The sequence below is a fragment of the Pseudomonas sp. PLMAX genome (genome assembly GCF_046042685.1).
Taxonomy (GTDB): domain Bacteria; phylum Pseudomonadota; class Gammaproteobacteria; order Pseudomonadales; family Pseudomonadaceae; genus Aquipseudomonas; species Aquipseudomonas putida_AE.
Genome location: NZ_CP064949.1, coordinates 6,798,485 through 6,817,176 on the forward strand (window position 1 = coordinate 6,798,485; position 18,692 = coordinate 6,817,176).

Consider the following 18,692-nt stretch of genomic DNA (forward strand, 5'->3'; position numbering starts at 1 on the left):
CCCTGTGGGAGCGGGCTTGCTCGCGAAAGCGGTTTCTCAGTCGACATTGATGTTGAATGTGATGGCCCTTTCGCGAGCAAGCCCGCTCCCACAGTTTGTTTTGTGGTGATATACCGAGAGGACACCGTTTTGCGCTCTACCGAAGTCGTGATCATTGGCGCTGGCGCCGCAGGGTTGATGTGTGCACTGACCGCCGCCGGGCGCGGGCGCCAGGTGCTGTTGCTCGACCACGCCAACAAGGCCGGCAAGAAAATCCTGATGTCCGGCGGTGGCCGCTGCAATTTCACCAACATGTACACGGAACCGAGCAATTTCCTCTCGCAGAACGCCCACTTCTGCAAATCTGCCCTGGCCCGCTACACCCAGTGGGATTTCATCGGCATGGTGGCCAAGCACGGCGTGCCGTACCACGAGAAAAAGCTCGGCCAGCTGTTCTGCGATAACAAATCCAGCGACATTCTCGAAATGCTGCTCAACGAGTGCGATCAAGTCGGCGTCAGCCTGCACCTGGACACCTCGATCCAGACCATCGAGAAACTCGAGAAGGGCTATTTGCTGGACACCACCCTGGGCCAGGTGACGTGCGAATCGCTGGTGATCGCCACCGGCGGCCTGTCGATCCCGACCCTGGGCGCCACCGGTTTTGGCTACCAGGTGGCCAAGCAGTTCGGTCACGACCTGCTACCGACCCGCGCGGGGCTGGTGCCGTTCACCATCACCGATCAACTCAAGGAACTGTGCACCGAGTTGTCCGGTACCTCGGTGGATTGCCTGGTCAGCTGCAATGACCAGAGCTTTCGCGAGAACATCCTGTTCACCCACCGTGGCCTCAGCGGACCGGCGATCCTGCAGATTTCCTCGTTCTGGGAATCCGGCGACACGGTCGAGATCAACCTGATGCCCGACCACGACGTACCGTCCTGGCTGCAACAGCAACAGGCCGAACGCCCGAACAGCGAACTGAAAACCCTGCTCGGTGAAATCTTCACCAAGAAAATGGCCAATCTGCTGGCGGACAACTGGTTCGTTTCCAAACCGATGAAGCAGTACACCCACGGGGAAATTGCTGCGATCGCCGAGAAACTGGCGAGCTGGAAAGTGGTACCGGCCGGCACCGAAGGCTACCGCACCGCCGAAGTGACCCTGGGCGGCGTCGATACCAACGAGGTGTCGTCCAAGACCATGGAATCGCTGAAAAGCCCCGGCCTGTATTTCATCGGTGAAGTGCTGGACGTCACCGGCCATTTGGGCGGCTTCAACTTCCAGTGGGCCTGGGCCTCCGGCTACGCCGCCGCACAATACGTCTGACACCCTGCTCCCTGTAGGAGCTGGCTTGCCAGCGAAGGCGGCCTGACAGTCAACAAAGATGTTGGATGTACCGGCCTCATCGCTGGCAAGCCAGCTCCTACAGGTTCTTTGTCTGCCTGAAGAAATGAGGCGGGCGTGTGACATCAAGGAACAGAAATTGCTGTCAGATGTGATCGCCGCCATTGCGTCGGCGTCATTACTGGCTCAATTTAGCGTCATTGCCTCGGAAGGCCTTCGCATTTCATGTCATCGACCTCGTTCCGTCAGTCTCTGCGCCGGCTTTGGGCGCTGGATAAATTCAGCTACAGCGTGCGGGTGTTCATCGCCCTGACCGGTACCATGGCTTTGTGCTGGTATCAGGATGAAATGGGGCTGTTGATCCCGTTGTTCCTGGGGATTATCGCCAGCGCCCTGGCCGAGACCGATGACAGTTGGCAGGGCCGCCTCAACGCGCTGGCGGTGACGCTGGTGTGTTTCGCCGTCGCCGCGCTGTCGGTCGAACTGCTGTTCCCCTACCCCATACTCTTCATCATCGCCTTCGCCCTCGCCGCCTTCTGCCTGACCATGCTCGGCGCACTTGGCGAACGCTATGGGGCGATTGCCTCGGCGACGCTGATCCTGTCGGTCTACACCATGATCGGCGTCGACCAGCGCGGTGGTGCAGTCACCGATTTCTGGCACGAGCCGGTGCTGCTGGTGGCCGGTGCCGCCTGGTACGGCCTGCTGTCGGTGCTGTGGCAGGCGCTGTTTTCCAACCAGCCGGTGCAGCAAAGCCTGGCGCGGCTGTTCCGTGAGCTGGGTTTCTACCTGAAGCTGAAGTCTTCGCTGTTCGAGCCGATCCGCCAGATGGACGTGGAAGCCCGGCGCCTGGAGCTGGCCCAGCAGAACGGCCGGGTGGTTGCCGCGCTGAACGTCGCCAAGGAAATCATCCTGCACCGGGTCGGCAACGGTCGCCCAGGCTCTAAGGTCAGCCGCTACCTGAAGCTGTACTTCCTCGCCCAGGACATCCACGAGCGTGCCAGCTCCTCGCACTACCCTTACAACGCCCTGGCGGACGCGTTCTTCCACAGCGACGTGCTGTTCCGCTGCCAGCGCCTGCTGCGCCAGCAAGGCAAGGCGTGCCGGGCGCTGGCCGAGTCGATCCAGATGCGCCAGCCGTTCACCTATGACGCGAGTTTCGCCGAAGCCCTCGGCGACCTGCACGCCTCCCTCGAACACCTGCGCATCCAGAGCAATCCTGCCTGGCGCGGGCTGTTGCGCTCACTGCGGGCACTGGCGGCCAACCTGGGAACCCTCGACCGCCTGCTCAGCGATGCCAGCAACCCCGACACCCTGGCCGACGCCACCGACAGCAGCCTGCTCGACCGCTCGCCACGCAACTTCAAGGATGTCTGGGTTCGCTTGCGCACGCAGCTGACGCCCACCTCCTTGTTGTTCCGCCATGCCCTGCGCCTGCCCCTGGCCTTGAGCATCGGCTACGCCATGGTGCATTTGATCCACCCGTCCCAGGGTTACTGGATCATCCTCACGACGCTGTTTGTCTGCCAGCCGAACTACGGTGCAACAAGGCGCAAGCTCGGCCAGCGGATCATCGGCACCGCCATCGGCCTGACCTTGGCCTGGGCGCTGTTCGACCTGTTCCCGAACCCACTGGTCCAGTCCTGTTTCGCGATTGCCGCCGGAGTGGTGTTCTTTATCAACCGCACCACCCGCTACACCCTGGCGACGGCGGCGATCACCCTGATGGTGCTGTTCTGCTTCAACCAGGTGGGCGACGGTTACGGGCTGTTCCTGCCGCGGCTGTTCGATACCCTGCTCGGCAGCCTGATCGCCGGCCTGGCGGTGTTCCTGTTCCTGCCGGACTGGCAGGGTCGGCGCCTGAACAAAGTGCTGGCCAACACCCTGACCTGCAACAGCATCTACCTGCGTCAGATCATGCAGCAATACGCCGCCGGCAAAAGCGACGACCTGGCGTATCGCCTGGCGCGGCGCAACGCCCACAACGCCGATGCGGCGTTGTCGACCACCCTGGCCAACATGCTGATGGAGCCGGGACATTTCCGTAAGGAAGCGGATGTCGGCTTCCGCTTCCTGGTGCTGTCGCACACCTTGCTCAGTTATTTGTCCGGGCTGGGTGCGCATCGGGAAACCCAACTACCACAGGATGTGCGCGAACAACTGATCGAAGGCGCGGGCGTGAAACTGGCGGCCAGCATCGATGAAATCGCCCAAGGCCTGGCGAGCAAATCCGCGATTGCCATCCAGAGCGATGAGGAGGAAGCGCTGGCCAACGCGCTCGAGCAGATGCCCGATGAAATCGATGAGGGTCAGCGCCTGGTGCAGACGCAACTGGGTTTGATCTGCCGGCAGCTGGGGCCGCTGCGCACACTGGCGGCGCATCTGATCAAGGACACCAGTGAGGATTGAGCCATCAGCCTCGGCTTACATGCCGTGGCGCTTCATCAGCCGTGCATAAGTGCCGTCGGCCTTCATGGCCACGATGGCGCGGTCAAAACCGGCGACGATCTGCTCATGCTGAGGATTTTTCAGGCTGACCAGAATGTGCAGGCCATTCTCGCTCAGCGGTTTGGGCAAGAACTCCACGGCATTGCGGACCTTGGGCGACTCACGGGCCAGGTAGTAACGAGCGACGTATTCGTCTTCCAGGGTCAGCTTGACCCTGTCGGCCGCGACCATGCGCACCGCCATGGCGAAGTTGTGCACCGGAATTTTCTGCAATGACACATCCTGATCGAAAGTCGGCGAATAGGCGTAGCCACGCACCACGGCAATCGGATAGGTGTACAGCTGCGGCAAAGTGCTGAATTCGATGGGTGCCTCTTTACGTTTGAGAAAGCGCACGCGATTGATCAGGTACTCGCCCGAAAACTGTCCGAGCTGTGTGCGCTCCTCGTTGAACCAGGCATTGACCAGAACGTCATAGCGGCCCTCTCCCAACCCCAGCAACGCACGCGCCCACGGCACCTGCTCGAAATCACTGGCATAGCCGGCCCGCGCCAGGGCGGTACTGACAATGTCCGTGGCCAACCCGCCGTTGAACAGCGTGGCGTCGGTAAAGGGTGGCCAGGCATCCGCCACCAGCCGCAACTTTTCTGCTACCACACTTTCAGTCAGCAACAGCAATCCAAGCAAAGCAAAGGCTCGATGCAATCGCGGCATGCCAGAAAATCCTTAGCGGGCGGGCTGCCCGACGTGTTTTCAGCCAAAACGCCAAGACCCGTACCGGCACCCCCAGGCACTCAAATGTCAGCGCGTTGCAGCACTGCACAGCGCTTGATTGAAGATTACACAAAGAAGACAGCGTCGCGCCAAATGAATGATGGCATTTTGGTCTTTGTCACAGATTCCTGCGCCATAAAGACATCCTTCGTCGAGGCGCTTAGTATCAACAGGACGTTTTCAGGGAATCGACACATGACAATCAACTGGGTCTGTAAACACCACAGCGATCTGGGCAAGGAGCAGCTGTATGCCATTTTGCAGCTGCGCGCCGAAGTGTTCGTCATCGAACAGAAATGCATCTACCAGGACATCGATGGCCAGGATCTGGAGGGCGACACCTGCCATTTGATGGCCTGGGACGGAGATCGGCTGGTGGCGTATCTGCGCCTGCTCGATCCCGAGCTACAGGGCGGTGACGTGGTGATCGGGCGGGTGATCATTGCGCCACAGGCGCGAGGTACCGGGCTGGGGCATGAAATGATGGCTCAGGCGATGAAGCAGATTGAAAAGCGCTGGCCGGACATGCCGGTCTACCTCTCGGCCCAGGCGCATTTGCAGGGGTATTACGGGCGATACGGGTTTGTGGTGGCGGGTGAGGAATACGTTGAGGATGGTATTCCACATATCGGCATGCGGCGTTCGTAAGGGCCCCTTCGCGAGCAAGCCCGCTCCCACATTGGAATGCGTTCCCCCCTGTGGGAGCGGGCTTGCTCGCGAAGGCGTCAGATCAATCACCACAAAAACTCAGGGATACTCCAACACCGCCTTGATCTGCCGAAGATTACGCTCGATCCACCCGCGATCGATCGCCCCCCACCCGCGAATCCGATAGCGCCCGGCATGGTTGCGCGCACCCTCTTCCTGCTCGAATTCGCAAACAATATCCAGGTCCGCCAGGGCGGCGATGGTGTCCTGGGCCGTGCGCCGGGGCATGCCGGTGGCTTCGGTCAATGCCGGAACGCTGCTGGCCAGGCCGCTGTCGATCAGGTACGCCACGTACAAGCGGCGGTAGAAGCTGCTCTTGGTCTTGCTTACGTCCATCCATGCGCTCCTTGTTCATTGGCTCTTTTCATTGCAGGTCGCGCCAGGTCAGGTACACCCGCACATCGAACTCCACCTGGTGATACCCGGGCAACATGTGCTCGCACAGCTTGTAGAAGGCCTTGTTGTGATCGGATTCCTTGAAGTGCGCCAACTCATGCACCACGATCATTTTCAGAAACTCCGAAGGCGCCTCCTTGAACAATGAGGCAATGCGGATTTCTTTCTTGGCCTTGAGCTTGCCGCCTTGCACCCGCGAGATGGTGGTGTGCAGGCCAAGTGCGCGGTGGGTCAGGTCCAGCCGGTTGTCGAACAGCACCTTGTCGATGGACGGGGCGTTACGCAGGTATTCCTGCTTGAGGTCCAGCGCATAGGTGTACAGGGCCTTGTCGCTCTGGACCCCATGCTTTTGCGGGTAACGCTGGCTCAGGTAATCGCCCAGCCGACCGTCGGCGATCAACTGACGCACCTGGTCCTGCAAGGTAGCCGGGTAGGCCTGGAGGTATTTCAACGCGGTCATCGCAGCGGCAACACAAATCACGAAAAGGTCGCCAGTGTAGCGAATTCAGCCAGTCAGCGCGCCCCAGTCGAAGGGCTGCACAAAGCTCTCGGTGTCTTCGGCCATCATCGGTCGGGCCACCAGGAAGCCTTGCACATACTCACAGCCATTGGCTTGCAGCCACTGGTATTGCGCCATGGTTTCGACCCCTTCGGCAATCACCAGCATCCCGTACTCCTTGCACAGGTCGACCACATTGCGTACCAGCGCCGCGTCCCTTGAGGACTGCGGAAGCCGGCCGATCAGATGGCGGTCGAGTTTGAGCGTATCCAGTTGCAGATCGCGCAAGTGCGACAGTGAACACGGGCCGGAACCGAAATCGTCAAGCGCCACCCGCACCCCCAGATTGCGCAGCAAACGCAGCTGTTTACGGGTTTCCTCCGGATTATGCATCAAGGCCTCTTCCGTCACCTCGACTTCCATGTGACGTGGCTGCAAACCATGTCGCTCCAGTACCAGGCGCAACTCGGTCACCAGATGGGGCATGGCAAACTGGGTGCTGCTCAAGCTGACGCCCACCACCAGGTCCTCGGCAAACAAAGTCTCCCAGGCTTTGCGTTGCCCGGCACTGCGCTGGTAGATCCAGCTGCCCAGGCGACTGATCAAGCGCGCCTCTTCCAGCAGCGGCAAAAACAATCCTGGCGGAACATCGCCGACACTCGGGTGCTGCCAGCGCAACAACGCCTCGAACCCGCGAATCCGCCCATCGGCAACCGCCACCTGCGGCTGATACACGAGATTGAAATCACGGTTTTCGATGGCCGTTCGCACGCTTTCTTCGAGCATCAGCCGCGAACGTGCCCGGCCGTTCATTTCGTGATCGTAAAACCGATACTGTTGCCGGCCGGCGCGCTTGGCTTCGTACATGGCGATGTCGGACGCGCGCAGCAAGCCGTCGAGATTGGCGCCGCAGTCGGGGAACGTAGCAATGCCGATGCTGGCACCGAGGACGATATCCAGACCATCGATTTGCTGGCAGACCGACACCCGTTCGATGAGCTTTTCCGCAATCTTGGCCGCCTGCTCGGGAAACTCCAGGTCCAGCAACGCGGTGAATTCATCACCGCCCATGCGTGCCAGGATATCGAACGGACGCAGGCAGGCCTTCAACTGTTCGGACACCCAACGCAACACCCGATCGCCAGCATCGTGGCCGAGAGAATCGTTGACCCGCTTGAAGCCATCGAGGTCCAGGTACAACAGGACCCAGGCGCTGTCGGCACGTTCGCCGCGCAACAGCAGGTTTTCCACGGTCTGGTAAAAGCCGCGACGGTTGAGCAGCCCGGTCAGCGGGTCGGTGACCGCCTGGAACTCGAGTTGCTGATGCAGGTGGCGCACCACCGACATGTCCAGCACTGTCACCACCATTGCATGCTGTTCCGTGGGCAGCGGCGCGCAGGAGAGTGCCACCGGTACCTGTTGCCCGGGGGCGGTACGCAGCAGGGCGTCGTGCAGGCGCAAGGTCTCGCCGCGCTTGTACCCGGCCAGCAGGTCAGAATCGGCCCAGACCGGTATGTGCGGTTTTTGCAGGAAATCCAGGAACTCCTTGCCCTGCAGCTCCTGCACCGTGGCGTTGAGCAGTCGCGACATCGCCGGGTTGGAAAATTGGATCAGGCCGTCCTCGCCGACCACCAGGATGCCCTCGGCGGCGTTGTCCAGCACCGAGGCGTTGAACGCGCGAGCGACCTCCAGGTCATGGCTCAGGCGCTGCAATGCCCGGCGATTGCGTTGATGCTCGAGCAGCGCCTGGACCTTGGGCTTGAGAATCTGCGGATCAAAGGGTTTGAACAGGTAATCCACTGCGCCACTGGCGTAACCCTTGATCACGGCGTCCTGGGACTGTTCGTTGGCGGTGAGGAAAATGATCGGTGTCAGGCGGGTCCTTTGGCTGCCGCGCATCAGGCGCGCCACTTCAAAACCGTCCATGCCCGGCATCTGCACATCCAGCAACACCAGGTCGACATCGTATTCAAGCAACAGCCCGAGCGCCTCGAAACCGGATGCAGCGGTGATCACCTGCCAATCCTGGCGCTGCAGCAAGGCGCGCATGCTCACCAGATTTTCAGGGTAATCATCGACGATCAACAGGGTTGAATTGCCTTCAGCTGGCATTGGGTGCGCGCATTCCATGCTGCTTCTCTAGGGCTGGATGTCAGGCCGACTTCTCGTGAAAACCGGACAGAAACTGTGCCTTCACTCTAGACCGGGATCTGCGAAAGCAGAAGGTGTCAGTGCGCCATCATTCGACCGAAGCGTCATTTGCCGACTAACGGTCGGCCACGCAGCCCGCTAAAACCGGGCAGGATGGCACTTCGACAGGATGTTGGCGCCAATTAACTGCCCGGCGGGCGTTAACAAAATAGTCCTCTACGCTTATAAAGACCGCCCCCAAAGGCACGTGCCAGAGCGTTTGGCACGTGCGTGCAGCATTAATTCGCGGAAGCTTTGATTATGATTGACCTCGCAACCTGGAACCTCAGTGTTCCCGTCGGCAGCCCGCCCTACACGGTTGAAACCTCAAAACTGGTGGACGGCTTCAAGGATCAATACTTCCACTCTGACACCGGCGTTCTGTTTTTCTGGTCACCGGTGACCGGCTCGCGCACTGAAAACGCGATCTATCCCCGCACCGAGCTGCGTGAAACCTACAGTAACGGCACGCTGAAAAACTGGTTCTACCCGGACGCCGACAACTTGCTTCACGCCACCCTGGCGGTGAACCAGGTCCCGAGCTCGGGCAAGATCGTGATCGGGCAGATCCACGCCTATAACAGCCAGAAGCCGATGGTCAAACTCGAATACCAATACAAGACCAAGACCGAGACCGGCAACCTCGTGATCAAGGTGCGCATGCACCCCGACGACGCCGAAAGCCGGGTCATCACCCTCGCCACCGGGATCAAGCTCAATAATGAGTTCAACTACCTCATCCACCTGAGCCCCGGCGGCGCACTGGGCGTCAGTGCGGCGGGCTACCAGTGGGACACCAATATCAGCGCCACCTGGCGCGACAAACCGCTGTACTTCAAGGCCGGGGTGTATGTGCAGGACAACACCGGGTACACCAGTGAGGGCGGGAAAGTGACATTCAGCAAGCTGGATATCGATCACGATAAATAAGCGCATTTCGAGTTCACAAAAACCCGTCCCTCACGACGGGTTTTTTCATGCAATTCAACACTGAAAGCTTATTACCTGATATTCGCACCAACATAACAACATCGAATAAATAACTGTCATTTATAACAGGTGAATATTCGCGATCTCGAAATTATTCTTTTTCAGCGCCCCCCAATAGTTCTCCTGGTTTCCAGATCGAATCAAGGAAGGCTCCATGAGTGCTCAGCAAAAGATCAACATGCAGGGATACATCACTGCCGCTTATAGCGCCACTGATGAAGCAGGAACGCCTTACGAATTGAACATCACTTCCAGCACTGACAGAAGCGGCGCCATGACAGGTACATTGCGCGTTGGCATGATTGAGTACGTGTTGGTCGGGGACTATCGGTTTAGAAATTCGACTGGCGCGCAAACCGATATTTACTTTGCCGGGTCAAACGAACGTGACCACTACGCGCGATCCGGATATTTCATTCTCGAAGCCAGCGATCGGCGTTATGAATCACTCAAGGGAAAACGCGTATGCTGCGATCCTCATACTCAGACACTGCGCATACTTGATATAGAATTTGTCAGAATTACCGCTCTTCCATAAAAAACCCGCCGATCGGCGGGTTTTTTATCAAACACCTGAGGCTTAGTTGACCTTGGCGTTCAACTCACCTTTCAGATAACGCTGGAACATCGCTTCCAGGGAGATCGGCTTGATCTTCGAAGCGTTGCCCGCGGTACCGAAGGCTTCGTAACGGGCGATGCACACGTCGCGCATGGCAGTCACGGTGGCGCCGAAGAATTTACGTGGGTCGAACTCGCTCGGGTTGGTGGCCATCAGGCGACGCATGGCGCCGGTGGATGCCAGGCGCAGGTCGGTGTCGATGTTGACCTTGCGCACGCCGTGCTTGATGCCTTCGACGATTTCTTCAACCGGAACGCCGTAGGTTTCTTTAATGTCGCCGCCGTACTGGTTGATGATCGCCAGCCACTCTTGCGGAACCGAAGAAGAACCGTGCATCACCAGGTGGGTGTTCGGGATGCGCTTGTGGATCTCTTTGATACGGTCGATCGCCAATACGTCGCCGGTAGGCGGCTTGGTGAACTTGTAGGCGCCGTGGCTGGTGCCGATGGCGATGGCCAGGGCATCCACCTGGGTGCGCTTGACGAAGTCAGCGGCTTCTTCCGGGTCGGTCAGCATCTGGCTGTGATCCAGGACGCCCTCGGCGCCGATGCCGTCTTCTTCACCGGCCATGCCGGTTTCCAGCGAACCCAGGCAGCCCAGCTCGCCTTCTACCGATACGCCGCAGGCGTGAGCCATGGCCACGGTTTGTTGGGTAACACGGACGTTGTAGTCGTAGTCGGTCGGGGTCTTGCCGTCTTCGCCCAGGGAGCCGTCCATCATCACCGAGCTGAAGCCCAGTTGAATGGAGCGCTGGCAGACGTCAGGGCTGGTGCCGTGGTCCTGGTGCATGCACACCGGGATGTGCGGGAATTCTTCGATGGCTGCCAGGATCAGGTGACGCAGGAACGGTGCGCCGGCGTATTTGCGAGCACCGGCCGAAGCCTGGACGATCACCGGGGAGTCTGTCTTGTCAGCGGCTTCCATGATGGCGCGCATCTGCTCAAGGTTGTTGACGTTGAAGGCTGGAACGCCATAGCCGAACTCGGCTGCGTGGTCCAACATCTGGCGCATGCTGATAAGTGCCATTGTGTGTGTCTCTCCCGGTTTGGGTCGTTAATCGTGCCAGCCTGCCGTAGCGGGGGCGGCTATTCAAGTTATTGCAGATCGGGGGTTGGTCCGGGCTGCGAATACGGTCAATGCTTTTGCGGTCTGGCCGTTGTTATTGGGCTTTACAGCCTCGGCCAATCAAATCATTGGTGGCGACCCAGTAGACCAGGCCTTCCTCACCTTTTATGTGAAACGCCAGCATGTTGTCGCTGTACAGCGAACCCGACGCGCCCGGCTCCTGCTTCAGGCGATGGACCTGGTCGGCCCCGCCCAGGCGCACGTCGACTTCGTTGTGGCTGTCGTCGGTGTAGCGCCAAACCACTTTGGCCTGGCTGTCGCAGGTCCAGGTGGTCCAGTCATCCGTCGCGGTGGTCGACTGGAACGGGTTCCAGTTGGCGCACCCGCCCAGCAATGCCAGCGCCGTAATGGCGATAAAGCCTTTCATCCGTGTCCCTCGACTGACGGCAGACACCGCCAGCCCTGAGTAAAGAGTCAGACCCGTCAAGGACAACCATGTTCCTTGGCGGGGGTCTGTGTCTCGTATTTGTCCAGGCCTTCAGGCCCGGAACGCTTGTTGAGCACCGGGTTGGTCTCCGCCTGCCAGTCGGCCTGGTTGCAACCGTTCCGGGGCGCGGACGGCGCGGGTTCCGGCGTGGCTTTGGGATTACTCCCGCAAGCCGCCAGCGATCCCGCGACGATCAACAGCGCTAAGGTCTTGACCATTTGAACACTCCCTTTCCTGGTCAAACGGGCGACCCTCAGGCCTTGGCCCGGCTTTCCAGGACTTCAACGGCTGGCAACACCTTGCCTTCGACGAACTCCAGGAACGCGCCGCCGCCGGTAGAAATGTAAGAGATTTGCTCGGCGACGCCATATTTATCGATGGCCGCCAGGGTGTCGCCACCGCCAGCAATGGAAAATGCCGCGCTGTCTGCGATGGCCTGGGCCAACACTTTGGTACCGTTACCGAACTGGTCGAATTCAAACACGCCGACCGGGCCGTTCCACAGGATGGTCTTGGACGATTTCAGCAGTTCGGCGAAATTGGCCGCCGTCTGCGGACCAATGTCCAGGATCATGTCGTCGGCGGCCACATCGGCGATCAGCTTCACAGTGGCCGTCGCGCTTTCAGCGAATTCCTTGGCGACCACTACGTCTACCGGCAGCGGCACGCTGACTTTGGCGGCGATGGCGCGAGCGGTGTCCAGCAGGTCCGGCTCGTACAGCGATTTGCCGACCGGGTGACCGGCAGCCGCCAGGAAGGTGTTGGCGATACCGCCGCCGACGATCAGTTGGTCGCAGATCTGGCTCAGGCTGTTGAGCACGTCTAGCTTGGTCGAGACCTTGGAACCTGCCACGATGGCAGCCATTGGCTGAGCCGGGGCGCCGAGCGCCTTGCCCAGTGCGTCCAGTTCGGCCGCCAGCAAAGGACCGGCAGCGGCAATCTTGGCGAACTTGGCCACGCCGTGGGTCGAACCCTCGGCACGGTGCGCGGTGCCAAAGGCGTCCATCACGAACACGTCGCACAGGGCCGCATATTGCTGGGCCAGTTCATCGGCGTTCTTCTTTTCGCCCTTGTTGAAGCGCACGTTTTCAAACAGCACGATGTCGCCGGCTTTCACGTCGACGCCGCCCAGGTAGTCAGCCACCAGCGGCACTTCGCGACCCAAGGCCTTGCTCAGGTAGTCGGCCACTGGCTTGAGGCTGTTCTCGGCCGAGAATTCGCCTTCGGTCGGACGGCCAAGGTGCGAGCAGACCATCACGGCCGCGCCTTTTTCCAGGGCCAGCTTGATGGTCGGCAGCGAAGCCAGGATTCGCGCATCGCTGGTGACGGCACCGTCCTTGACTGGGACGTTGAGGTCTTCGCGAATCAGTACGCGCTTACCTTGCAGATCGAGGTCGGACATCTTCAACACGGTCATGGGTCGCATTTCCTGAGTAGCTGTTCTTAGAGAGCAGGTTTTTTTGAGGCTGTGTGCAGATAGTGTTCCGCAACGTCCAGCATTCGGTTGGCAAACCCCCATTCGTTGTCGAACCAGGCCAGGATGTTCACCAGCCTTGGGCCGGAAACTCGAGTCTGACTGGCATCGACGATCGCCGAATGTGGGTCGTGGTTGAAATCACAACTTGCGTGGGGCAACTCGGTGTAGGCCAGCAGACCTTTGAGCGGGCCGCTGGTGGCAGCCTCGCGTAGGATCCAGTTGACCTCGGCGGCGTCGGTGTCGCTCACGGTCTGCATCGTGATGTCGAGGCAAGACACGTTAACCGTCGGCACACGTACGGCTTTGGCCTGAATTCGCCCGGCAAGTTCCGGCAGCAGACGTTCGATGCCGCGCGCCAGACCAGTGGACACCGGAATCACCGACTGAAACGCCGAACGGGTGCGGCGCAAGTCTTCGTGATGGTAGGCGTCGATCACCGGCTGGTCGTTCATGGCCGAGTGGATCGTGGTGATCGACACGTACTCTAGACCAATGGCCTGGTCCAGCAGTCGCAACAGCGGCACACCACAGTTGGTGGTGCAGGAGGCGTTGGACACCAGCAGCTCGTCGCCGGTCAGGCAATCCTGGTTCACGCCGTAGACGATGGTGGCGTCGACATCCGCCTCGCTGGCCATCGGCTGGGAAAACAGCACGCGCGGCGCGCCGGCGTCGAGGAAGCGCTGGCCGTCTTCGCGAGTGTGGTAGGCGCCGGAGCATTCCAGCACCAGATCGACGCCCAACGACGCCCAATCGATGCCTTCGGGAGTGGCACTGCGCAGGACCTTCACGCAGTCGCCATTAATATGCAGACAATCGCCGTCGACCTTCACTTCTCCGGGAAAACGCCCGTGGGTGGAGTCGAAGCGTGTCAGGTATTCAATACTGGCCATGTCGGCCAGGTCGTTGATCGCGACAATTTCAAACCCGGCCTTTTCGCCTCGCTCGAACAACGCACGCAAGACGCAACGACCAATCCGGCCGTAGCCGTTGAGTGCAACTTTGTAGGGACGCGGTTGAGGCATTGGGGTTCTCGATAGACGCAGTCAGACGAAATTCTTATGAGCAACTCGCCCCTTGTAGGAGCGAGCTTGCTCGCGATGGACTTAAGGACAACGCATTTATCCAGATAGCCAGCGTTATCGTTAACGACCATCGCGAGCAAGCTCGCTCCTACAGGGGGGACGGCGGCGGTCTTGAAACCGCCGCGTTTTGCTTAGTCTTCCAGCAGCTCTTCAGCCTGACCCAGGATGTTTTCCAGGGTGAAGCCGAACTCTTCGAACAAGGCAGGCGCAGGCGCCGACTCGCCGTAGGTGGTCATGCCGATCACGCGACCTTCCAGGCCGACGTACTTGTACCAGTAGTCGGCGATGGACGCCTCGATGGCGATACGGGCGCTGACCTGCAACGGCAGGACCGATTGCTTGTAGCCGGCGTCCTGGGCATCGAACACGCTGGTGCATGGCATGGAAACCACACGCACCTTGCGGCCCTGCTCGGTCAGTTTGTCGAAGGCCTGAACGGCCAGACCCACTTCGGAACCGGTGGCGATCAGGATCAGCTCAGGCTCGCCTGCGCAGTCCTTGAGCACATAGCCACCGCGGCTGATGTCGGCGATCTGGCCGGCATCACGGGTTTGGTGCTGCAGGTTCTGACGCGAAAAGATCAGGGCCGAAGGACCATCTTTACGCTCCAGCGCATACTTCCAGCACACCGCCGATTCAACGGCATCGGCCGGACGCCAGGTGTCGAGGTTCGGCGTGCAGCGCAGGCTGGCCAGTTGCTCGATTGGCTGGTGAGTCGGGCCGTCTTCGCCAAGACCGATGGAGTCGTGGGTGTAGACGTGGATCACGCGCTGCTTCATCAGGGCCGACATGCGTACCGCGTTGCGCGCGTATTCCATGAACATCAGGAAGGTCGCGCCGTAAGGCACCAGGCCGCCGTGCAGGGCCACGCCGTTCATGATTGCGGTCATGCCGAACTCGCGCACGCCGTAGTACATGTAGTTACCGCTGGCGTCATCGGCGGTGACACCTTTGCAACCTTTCCACAGCGTCAGGTTGGAACCGGCCAGGTCAGCCGAACCGCCGAGGAACTCTGGCAGCAGCGGACCGAACGCGTTCAGGGCGTTCTGACTGGCTTTACGGCTGGCGATGGTTTCGCCCTTGGCGGCCACTTCGGCGATGTAGGCAGCGGCTTTTTCCGAGAAATCAGCCGGCAGCTCGCCGCTCAGACGACGGATCAGCTCGTTGGCTTCGGTCGGGAACGCGGCGGAGTAGGCCGCGAAACGCTGGTCCCACTCGGCTTCGACCGCGCGGCCAGCTTCCTTGGCGTCCCACTCGGCATAGATGTCGGCCGGCACTTCGAACGGGCCGTGGTTCCACTTCAGCGCTGCACGGGTCAGGGCGATTTCCGCGTCACCCAGCGGGGCGCCGTGGCAGTCTTCCTTGCCTTGCTTGTTCGGCGAACCGAAGCCGATGGTGGTCTTGCAGCAGATCAGGGTCGGCTGCGAGCTCTTGCGCGCGGTCTCGATCGCCGTCTTGATCTCTTCCGGGTCATGACCGTCGACGTTGCGGATCACTTGCCAGTTGTAGGATTCGAAGCGCTTTGGCGTGTCATCGGTGAACCAGCCTTCGACTTCGCCGTCGATGGAGATGCCGTTGTCATCGTAGAAGGCGATCAGTTTGCCCAGGCCCAGGGTACCGGCCAGGGAGCTGACTTCGTGGGAGATGCCTTCCATCATGCAGCCATCACCCAGGAACACGTAGGTGTGGTGGTCGACGATGTTGTGGCCAGGACGGTTGAACTGTGCCGCCATGACTTTTTCAGCCAGGGCAAAGCCCACGGCATTGGCCAGGCCCTGACCCAGTGGACCGGTGGTGGTCTCGACGCCTGGGGTGTAGCCCAACTCCGGGTGGCCCGGGGTGCGGCTGTGCAGCTGGCGGAACTGTTTCAGGTCATCGATCGACAGGTCGTAGCCGGTCAGGTGCAGCAGCGAGTAGATCAGCATCGAGCCGTGACCGTTGGACAGCACGAAGCGGTCACGGTCGGCGAACGATGGATTGCTCGGGTTGTGCTTGAGGTAGTCGCGCCAAAGCACCTCGGCGATATCCGCCATACCCATGGGGGCACCGGGATGGCCGCTGTTGGCTTTTTGCACGGCATCCATGCTGAGGGCACGAATGGCGTTGGCACGCTCACGACGGCTAGGCATCGCTGATCTCCTGGGGTTTGATATAAACGAATCGGAAAAAGGCGAGCATTTTCCCTCACCGGGACACCTTGGGGCAATGACAGAAAGTCATCTGAAGGCGTTTTTCCCATGCTTGTTGACGGATTAGGCGGGTGAAACCTTTCCGCTGTTGCCTTGTAGAGTTAACCAGTTCGTGAGAAGTGCCATCTATCGATCAATATCAAAACTTTTTGATATTGATCTTGCGGTGCTTCCGGTGCGTGACTAGACTGCCGGCCTATGAATTTACGCGCGCCCTCCATTCGCCAGGACGATTGTGATGAGCTGGCGGCCTTGTGCAAGGCCGGCGGTGATCCCCTGCGCCTGAATGTCTTGCGTGCACTGACCAACGATTCGTTCGGCGTACTGGAACTGGCGCAGATCTTCGGCATCGGCCAATCGGGCATGAGTCATCACCTCAAGGTGCTGGCCCAGGCTGACCTGGTCGCCACCCGCCGTGAAGGCAATGCGATTTTCTACCGTCGCGCCCTGCCCCACACCGAGTTGCCGGGGGGCAAGCTGCATGCGGCTCTGCTCGAAGAAGTGGACAACCTGACCTTGCCTGCCGACGTGCAGATGCGCATCACTCAAGTGCACAAGCAACGCGAGGCGGCCAGCCAGGACTTTTTCTCACGGGTCGCCGAGAAATTTCGCGCCCAGCAAGACCTGATCGCCGGCCTGGCGCAGTACCGCGAAAGCGTGGTGGCCCTGCTCGACAAACTGAGCTTTGGCAGCGCGGCCACGGCGATCGAAGTCGGCCCCGGCGACGGCGCCTTCCTGCCGGAACTGGCACGTCGTTTCACCCAGGTCACGGCACTGGACAATAGCCAGGCCATGCTCGAACTGGCGCGCCAGGTGTGCGAACGCGATTCGCTGACTAACGTTAGCCTGCAACTGGCCGATGCCTTGAACGGCGTCAGCCTCAAGGCCGATTGCGTGGTACTGAACATGGTGCTGCATCACTTTGCCGCGCCGGCCGATGCGCTCAAGCACATGGCCAATTTGCTGCAACCAGGCGGCAGCCTGCTGGTGACAGATTTATGCAGCCACAACCAGAGTTGGGCCAAGGAGGCCTGCGGTGATCTCTGGCTGGGGTTTGAACAGGACGATCTGGCCCGTTGGGCCACCGCTGCGGGACTCGTCCCCGGAGAAAGCCTCTATGTAGGCTTACGTAATGGTTTCCAGATCCAGGTCCGCCATTTTCAGCGGTCGGCTGGCGACACTCACCATCGGTAATTTCAGGAAAACATCGAGATGAGCGAATACTCCCTTTTCACCTCCGAGTCCGTGTCTGAAGGGCATCCGGACAAAATCGCCGACCAGATTTCTGATGCGGTGCTGGACGCCATCATCGCTGAAGACAAGTTCGCCCGCGTGGCGTGCGAGACTCTGGTGAAAACCGGCGTGGCGATCATCGCCGGCGAAGTCACCACTTCGGCCTGGGTTGACCTGGAGCAGATCGTTCGTGACGTCATCACCGACATCGGCTACACCAGCTCCGACGTCGGCTTCGACGGCGCGACCTGCGGCGTGATGAACATCATCGGCAAGCAGTCCCCTGACATCAACCAGGGTGTCGACCGCGCCAAGCCTGAAGATCAGGGCGCTGGCGACCAGGGCCTGATGTTCGGCTACGCCAGCAACGAAACCGACGTGCTGATGCCAGCCCCGATCACGTTCTCGCACCAGCTTGTACAAAGGCAAGCCGAAGCCCGCAAGTCGGGCCTGCTGCCGTGGCTGCGTCCGGACGCCAAGTCCCAGGTCACCTGCCGTTACGAAGGCGGCAAGGTCGTGGGTATCGACGCCGTTGTGCTGTCGACCCAGCACAACCCGGACGTGTCGTACAAAGACCTGCGCGAAGGCGTGATGGAGCTGATCGTCAAGCACGTCCTGCCGGCCGAACTGCTGAGCAAGGACACCCAGTTCCACATCAACCCGACCGGCCAGTTCATCATCGGTGGCCCGGTGGGCGACTGCGGCCTGACCGGTCGCAAGATCATCGTCGACAGCTACGGCGGCATGGCCCGCCACGGCGGTGGCGCGTTCTCCGGCAAGGATCCATCCAAGGTTGACCGCTCGGCCGCCTACGCCGGTCGTTACGTGGCCAAGAACATCGTCGCTGCCGGTCTGGCCGAGCGTTGCGAAATCCAGGTGTCCTACGCCATCGGCGTCGCCCAGCCGACCTCGATCTCGCTGAACACCTTCGGCACCGGCAAGATCAGCGATGACAAGATCGTCAAACTGGTCCGCGAAGTGTTCGACCTGCGTCCTTACGCAATCACCACCATGCTCGACCTGCTGCACCCGATGTACCAGGAAACCGCAGCGTACGGCCACTTCGGTCGCACCCCGGCAACCAAGACGGTTGGCGAAGACACCTTCACCACCTTCACCTGGGAAAAAACCGACCGCGCCGAGCACCTGCGCACCGCTGCCGGCCTGTAAGTTTTTCCGGCGGTACCCAAAACCCCGCACGGTTCGCCA

Annotated in this window: 17 protein-coding genes; 7 read left to right on the forward strand and 10 right to left on the reverse strand. The window is 60.3% G+C overall.

The annotated features are described in order from the left end of the window. The first annotated feature begins 129 nt into the window (after positions 1-129). Both DKB71_RS31045 and yccS read left to right on the forward strand, forming a co-directional pair. Positions 130-1,308: an NAD(P)/FAD-dependent oxidoreductase gene (locus tag DKB71_RS31045; RefSeq protein ID WP_274075593.1), complete on the forward strand. Its 1,179-nt coding sequence runs from the start codon at positions 130-132 to the stop codon at positions 1,306-1,308. Positions 1,309-1,551: 243 nt separating this feature from the next. Next, the gene (gene yccS / locus DKB71_RS31050; protein ID WP_274075594.1) at positions 1,552-3,735 is read left to right on the forward strand and encodes a YccS family putative transporter; all 2,184 of its coding nucleotides are present in this window, start codon (positions 1,552-1,554) and stop codon (positions 3,733-3,735) included. A gap of 15 nt (positions 3,736-3,750) precedes the next feature. Here yccS and DKB71_RS31055 read toward each other — a convergent pair whose 3' ends face one another. Beyond that, positions 3,751-4,488: a substrate-binding periplasmic protein gene (locus tag DKB71_RS31055; protein WP_408599200.1), complete on the reverse strand. Its 738-nt coding sequence runs from the start codon at positions 4,486-4,488 to the stop codon at positions 3,751-3,753. A 255-nt stretch (positions 4,489-4,743) separates the two neighbouring features. Here DKB71_RS31055 and DKB71_RS31060 point away from each other — a divergent pair, with 255 nt between their 5' ends. Beyond that, positions 4,744-5,196, forward strand: a complete 453-nt coding sequence (locus DKB71_RS31060; protein WP_274075596.1) for a GNAT family N-acetyltransferase — start codon at positions 4,744-4,746, stop codon at positions 5,194-5,196. A 99-nt stretch (positions 5,197-5,295) separates the two neighbouring features. On the opposite strand, the gene DKB71_RS31065 is transcribed toward DKB71_RS31060, so the two are convergent. From DKB71_RS31065 to DKB71_RS31075, 3 genes are read right to left on the reverse strand one after another with little or no spacing between them, the layout of a single operon-like run. After that, on the reverse strand, positions 5,296-5,592 hold the full coding sequence (locus tag DKB71_RS31065) for a winged helix-turn-helix domain-containing protein (protein ID WP_274075597.1): 297 nt from the start codon (positions 5,590-5,592) through the stop codon (positions 5,296-5,298). A 28-nt stretch (positions 5,593-5,620) separates the two neighbouring features. Then, positions 5,621-6,112 carry a M48 family metallopeptidase gene (locus DKB71_RS31070; RefSeq protein WP_406591147.1) on the reverse strand — a complete coding sequence of 164 codons (492 nt, stop codon included), beginning with the start codon at positions 6,110-6,112 and terminating at the stop codon, positions 5,621-5,623. 45 nt (positions 6,113-6,157) lie between these two features. Beyond that, positions 6,158-8,281 carry a putative bifunctional diguanylate cyclase/phosphodiesterase gene (locus DKB71_RS31075; protein ID WP_406591146.1) on the reverse strand — a complete coding sequence of 708 codons (2,124 nt, stop codon included), beginning with the start codon at positions 8,279-8,281 and terminating at the stop codon, positions 6,158-6,160. 321 nt (positions 8,282-8,602) lie between these two features. On the opposite strand from DKB71_RS31075, the gene DKB71_RS31080 reads away from it, so the two are divergent. Together DKB71_RS31080 and DKB71_RS31085 are read left to right on the forward strand one after the other, a co-directional pair. Next, positions 8,603-9,271 carry a polysaccharide lyase family 7 protein gene (locus DKB71_RS31080; RefSeq protein WP_274075600.1) on the forward strand — a complete coding sequence of 223 codons (669 nt, stop codon included), beginning with the start codon at positions 8,603-8,605 and terminating at the stop codon, positions 9,269-9,271. A 214-nt stretch (positions 9,272-9,485) separates the two neighbouring features. After that, complete coding sequence (locus DKB71_RS31085) at positions 9,486-9,869, forward strand: hypothetical protein (RefSeq protein ID WP_274075601.1); 384 nt, start codon at positions 9,486-9,488, stop codon at positions 9,867-9,869. Positions 9,870-9,911: 42 nt separating this feature from the next. Here DKB71_RS31085 and fba read toward each other — a convergent pair whose 3' ends face one another. From fba to tkt, 6 genes are all read right to left on the reverse strand, one after another. After that, positions 9,912-10,976, reverse strand: a complete 1,065-nt coding sequence (fba, locus tag DKB71_RS31090; protein WP_019694035.1) for a class II fructose-bisphosphate aldolase — start codon at positions 10,974-10,976, stop codon at positions 9,912-9,914. 133 nt (positions 10,977-11,109) lie between these two features. Beyond that, entirely contained in the window at positions 11,110-11,442 is a 333-nt protein-coding gene (locus DKB71_RS31095; RefSeq protein WP_408599201.1) for an MliC family protein, read from the reverse strand. Between the two features lie 56 nt (positions 11,443-11,498). Then, the gene (locus DKB71_RS31100; RefSeq protein WP_274075603.1) at positions 11,499-11,720 is read right to left on the reverse strand and encodes a hypothetical protein; all 222 of its coding nucleotides are present in this window, start codon (positions 11,718-11,720) and stop codon (positions 11,499-11,501) included. 35 nt (positions 11,721-11,755) lie between these two features. Beyond that, positions 11,756-12,919: a phosphoglycerate kinase gene (locus DKB71_RS31105; RefSeq protein ID WP_274075604.1), complete on the reverse strand. Its 1,164-nt coding sequence runs from the start codon at positions 12,917-12,919 to the stop codon at positions 11,756-11,758. A gap of 26 nt (positions 12,920-12,945) precedes the next feature. Continuing rightward, on the reverse strand, positions 12,946-14,001 hold the full coding sequence (gene epd, locus DKB71_RS31110) for an erythrose-4-phosphate dehydrogenase (protein ID WP_408599202.1): 1,056 nt from the start codon (positions 13,999-14,001) through the stop codon (positions 12,946-12,948). A 191-nt stretch (positions 14,002-14,192) separates the two neighbouring features. Then, the gene (tkt, locus tag DKB71_RS31115; protein WP_323606596.1) at positions 14,193-16,190 is read right to left on the reverse strand and encodes a transketolase; all 1,998 of its coding nucleotides are present in this window, start codon (positions 16,188-16,190) and stop codon (positions 14,193-14,195) included. A gap of 258 nt (positions 16,191-16,448) precedes the next feature. Here tkt and DKB71_RS31120 point away from each other — a divergent pair, with 258 nt between their 5' ends. Together DKB71_RS31120 and metK are read left to right on the forward strand one after the other, a co-directional pair. Beyond that, positions 16,449-17,444: a metalloregulator ArsR/SmtB family transcription factor gene (locus DKB71_RS31120; protein ID WP_274075607.1), complete on the forward strand. Its 996-nt coding sequence runs from the start codon at positions 16,449-16,451 to the stop codon at positions 17,442-17,444. An 18-nt stretch (positions 17,445-17,462) separates the two neighbouring features. Then, on the forward strand, positions 17,463-18,653 hold the full coding sequence (gene metK, locus DKB71_RS31125) for a methionine adenosyltransferase (protein ID WP_274075608.1): 1,191 nt from the start codon (positions 17,463-17,465) through the stop codon (positions 18,651-18,653). The last annotated feature ends 39 nt before the right edge of the window (positions 18,654-18,692 follow it).

Bases quoted from the DNA above. Each gene is read 5' to 3' on its own strand.
- yccS (WP_274075594.1), top strand. From the start codon at position 1,552: ATGTCATCGACCTCGTTCCGTCAGTCTCTGCGCCGGCTTTGGGCGCTG.
- DKB71_RS31055 (WP_408599200.1), bottom strand. From the start codon at position 4,488: ATGCCGCGATTGCATCGAGCCTTTGCTTTGCTTGGATTGCTGTTGCTG.
- DKB71_RS31060 (WP_274075596.1), top strand. From the start codon at position 4,744: ATGACAATCAACTGGGTCTGTAAACACCACAGCGATCTGGGCAAGGAG.
- DKB71_RS31065 (WP_274075597.1), bottom strand. From the start codon at position 5,592: ATGGACGTAAGCAAGACCAAGAGCAGCTTCTACCGCCGCTTGTACGTG.
- DKB71_RS31070 (WP_406591147.1), bottom strand. From the start codon at position 6,112: ATGACCGCGTTGAAATACCTCCAGGCCTACCCGGCTACCTTGCAGGAC.
- DKB71_RS31075 (WP_406591146.1), bottom strand. From the start codon at position 8,281: ATGGAATGCGCGCACCCAATGCCAGCTGAAGGCAATTCAACCCTGTTG.
- DKB71_RS31080 (WP_274075600.1), top strand. From the start codon at position 8,603: ATGATTGACCTCGCAACCTGGAACCTCAGTGTTCCCGTCGGCAGCCCG.
- DKB71_RS31085 (WP_274075601.1), top strand. From the start codon at position 9,486: ATGAGTGCTCAGCAAAAGATCAACATGCAGGGATACATCACTGCCGCT.
- fba (WP_019694035.1), bottom strand. From the start codon at position 10,976: ATGGCACTTATCAGCATGCGCCAGATGTTGGACCACGCAGCCGAGTTC.
- DKB71_RS31095 (WP_408599201.1), bottom strand. From the start codon at position 11,442: ATGAAAGGCTTTATCGCCATTACGGCGCTGGCATTGCTGGGCGGGTGC.
- DKB71_RS31100 (WP_274075603.1), bottom strand. From the start codon at position 11,720: ATGGTCAAGACCTTAGCGCTGTTGATCGTCGCGGGATCGCTGGCGGCT.
- DKB71_RS31105 (WP_274075604.1), bottom strand. From the start codon at position 12,919: ATGACCGTGTTGAAGATGTCCGACCTCGATCTGCAAGGTAAGCGCGTA.
- epd (WP_408599202.1), bottom strand. From the start codon at position 14,001: ATGCCTCAACCGCGTCCCTACAAAGTTGCACTCAACGGCTACGGCCGG.
- tkt (WP_323606596.1), bottom strand. From the start codon at position 16,190: ATGCCTAGCCGTCGTGAGCGTGCCAACGCCATTCGTGCCCTCAGCATG.
- DKB71_RS31120 (WP_274075607.1), top strand. From the start codon at position 16,449: ATGAATTTACGCGCGCCCTCCATTCGCCAGGACGATTGTGATGAGCTG.
- metK (WP_274075608.1), top strand. From the start codon at position 17,463: ATGAGCGAATACTCCCTTTTCACCTCCGAGTCCGTGTCTGAAGGGCAT.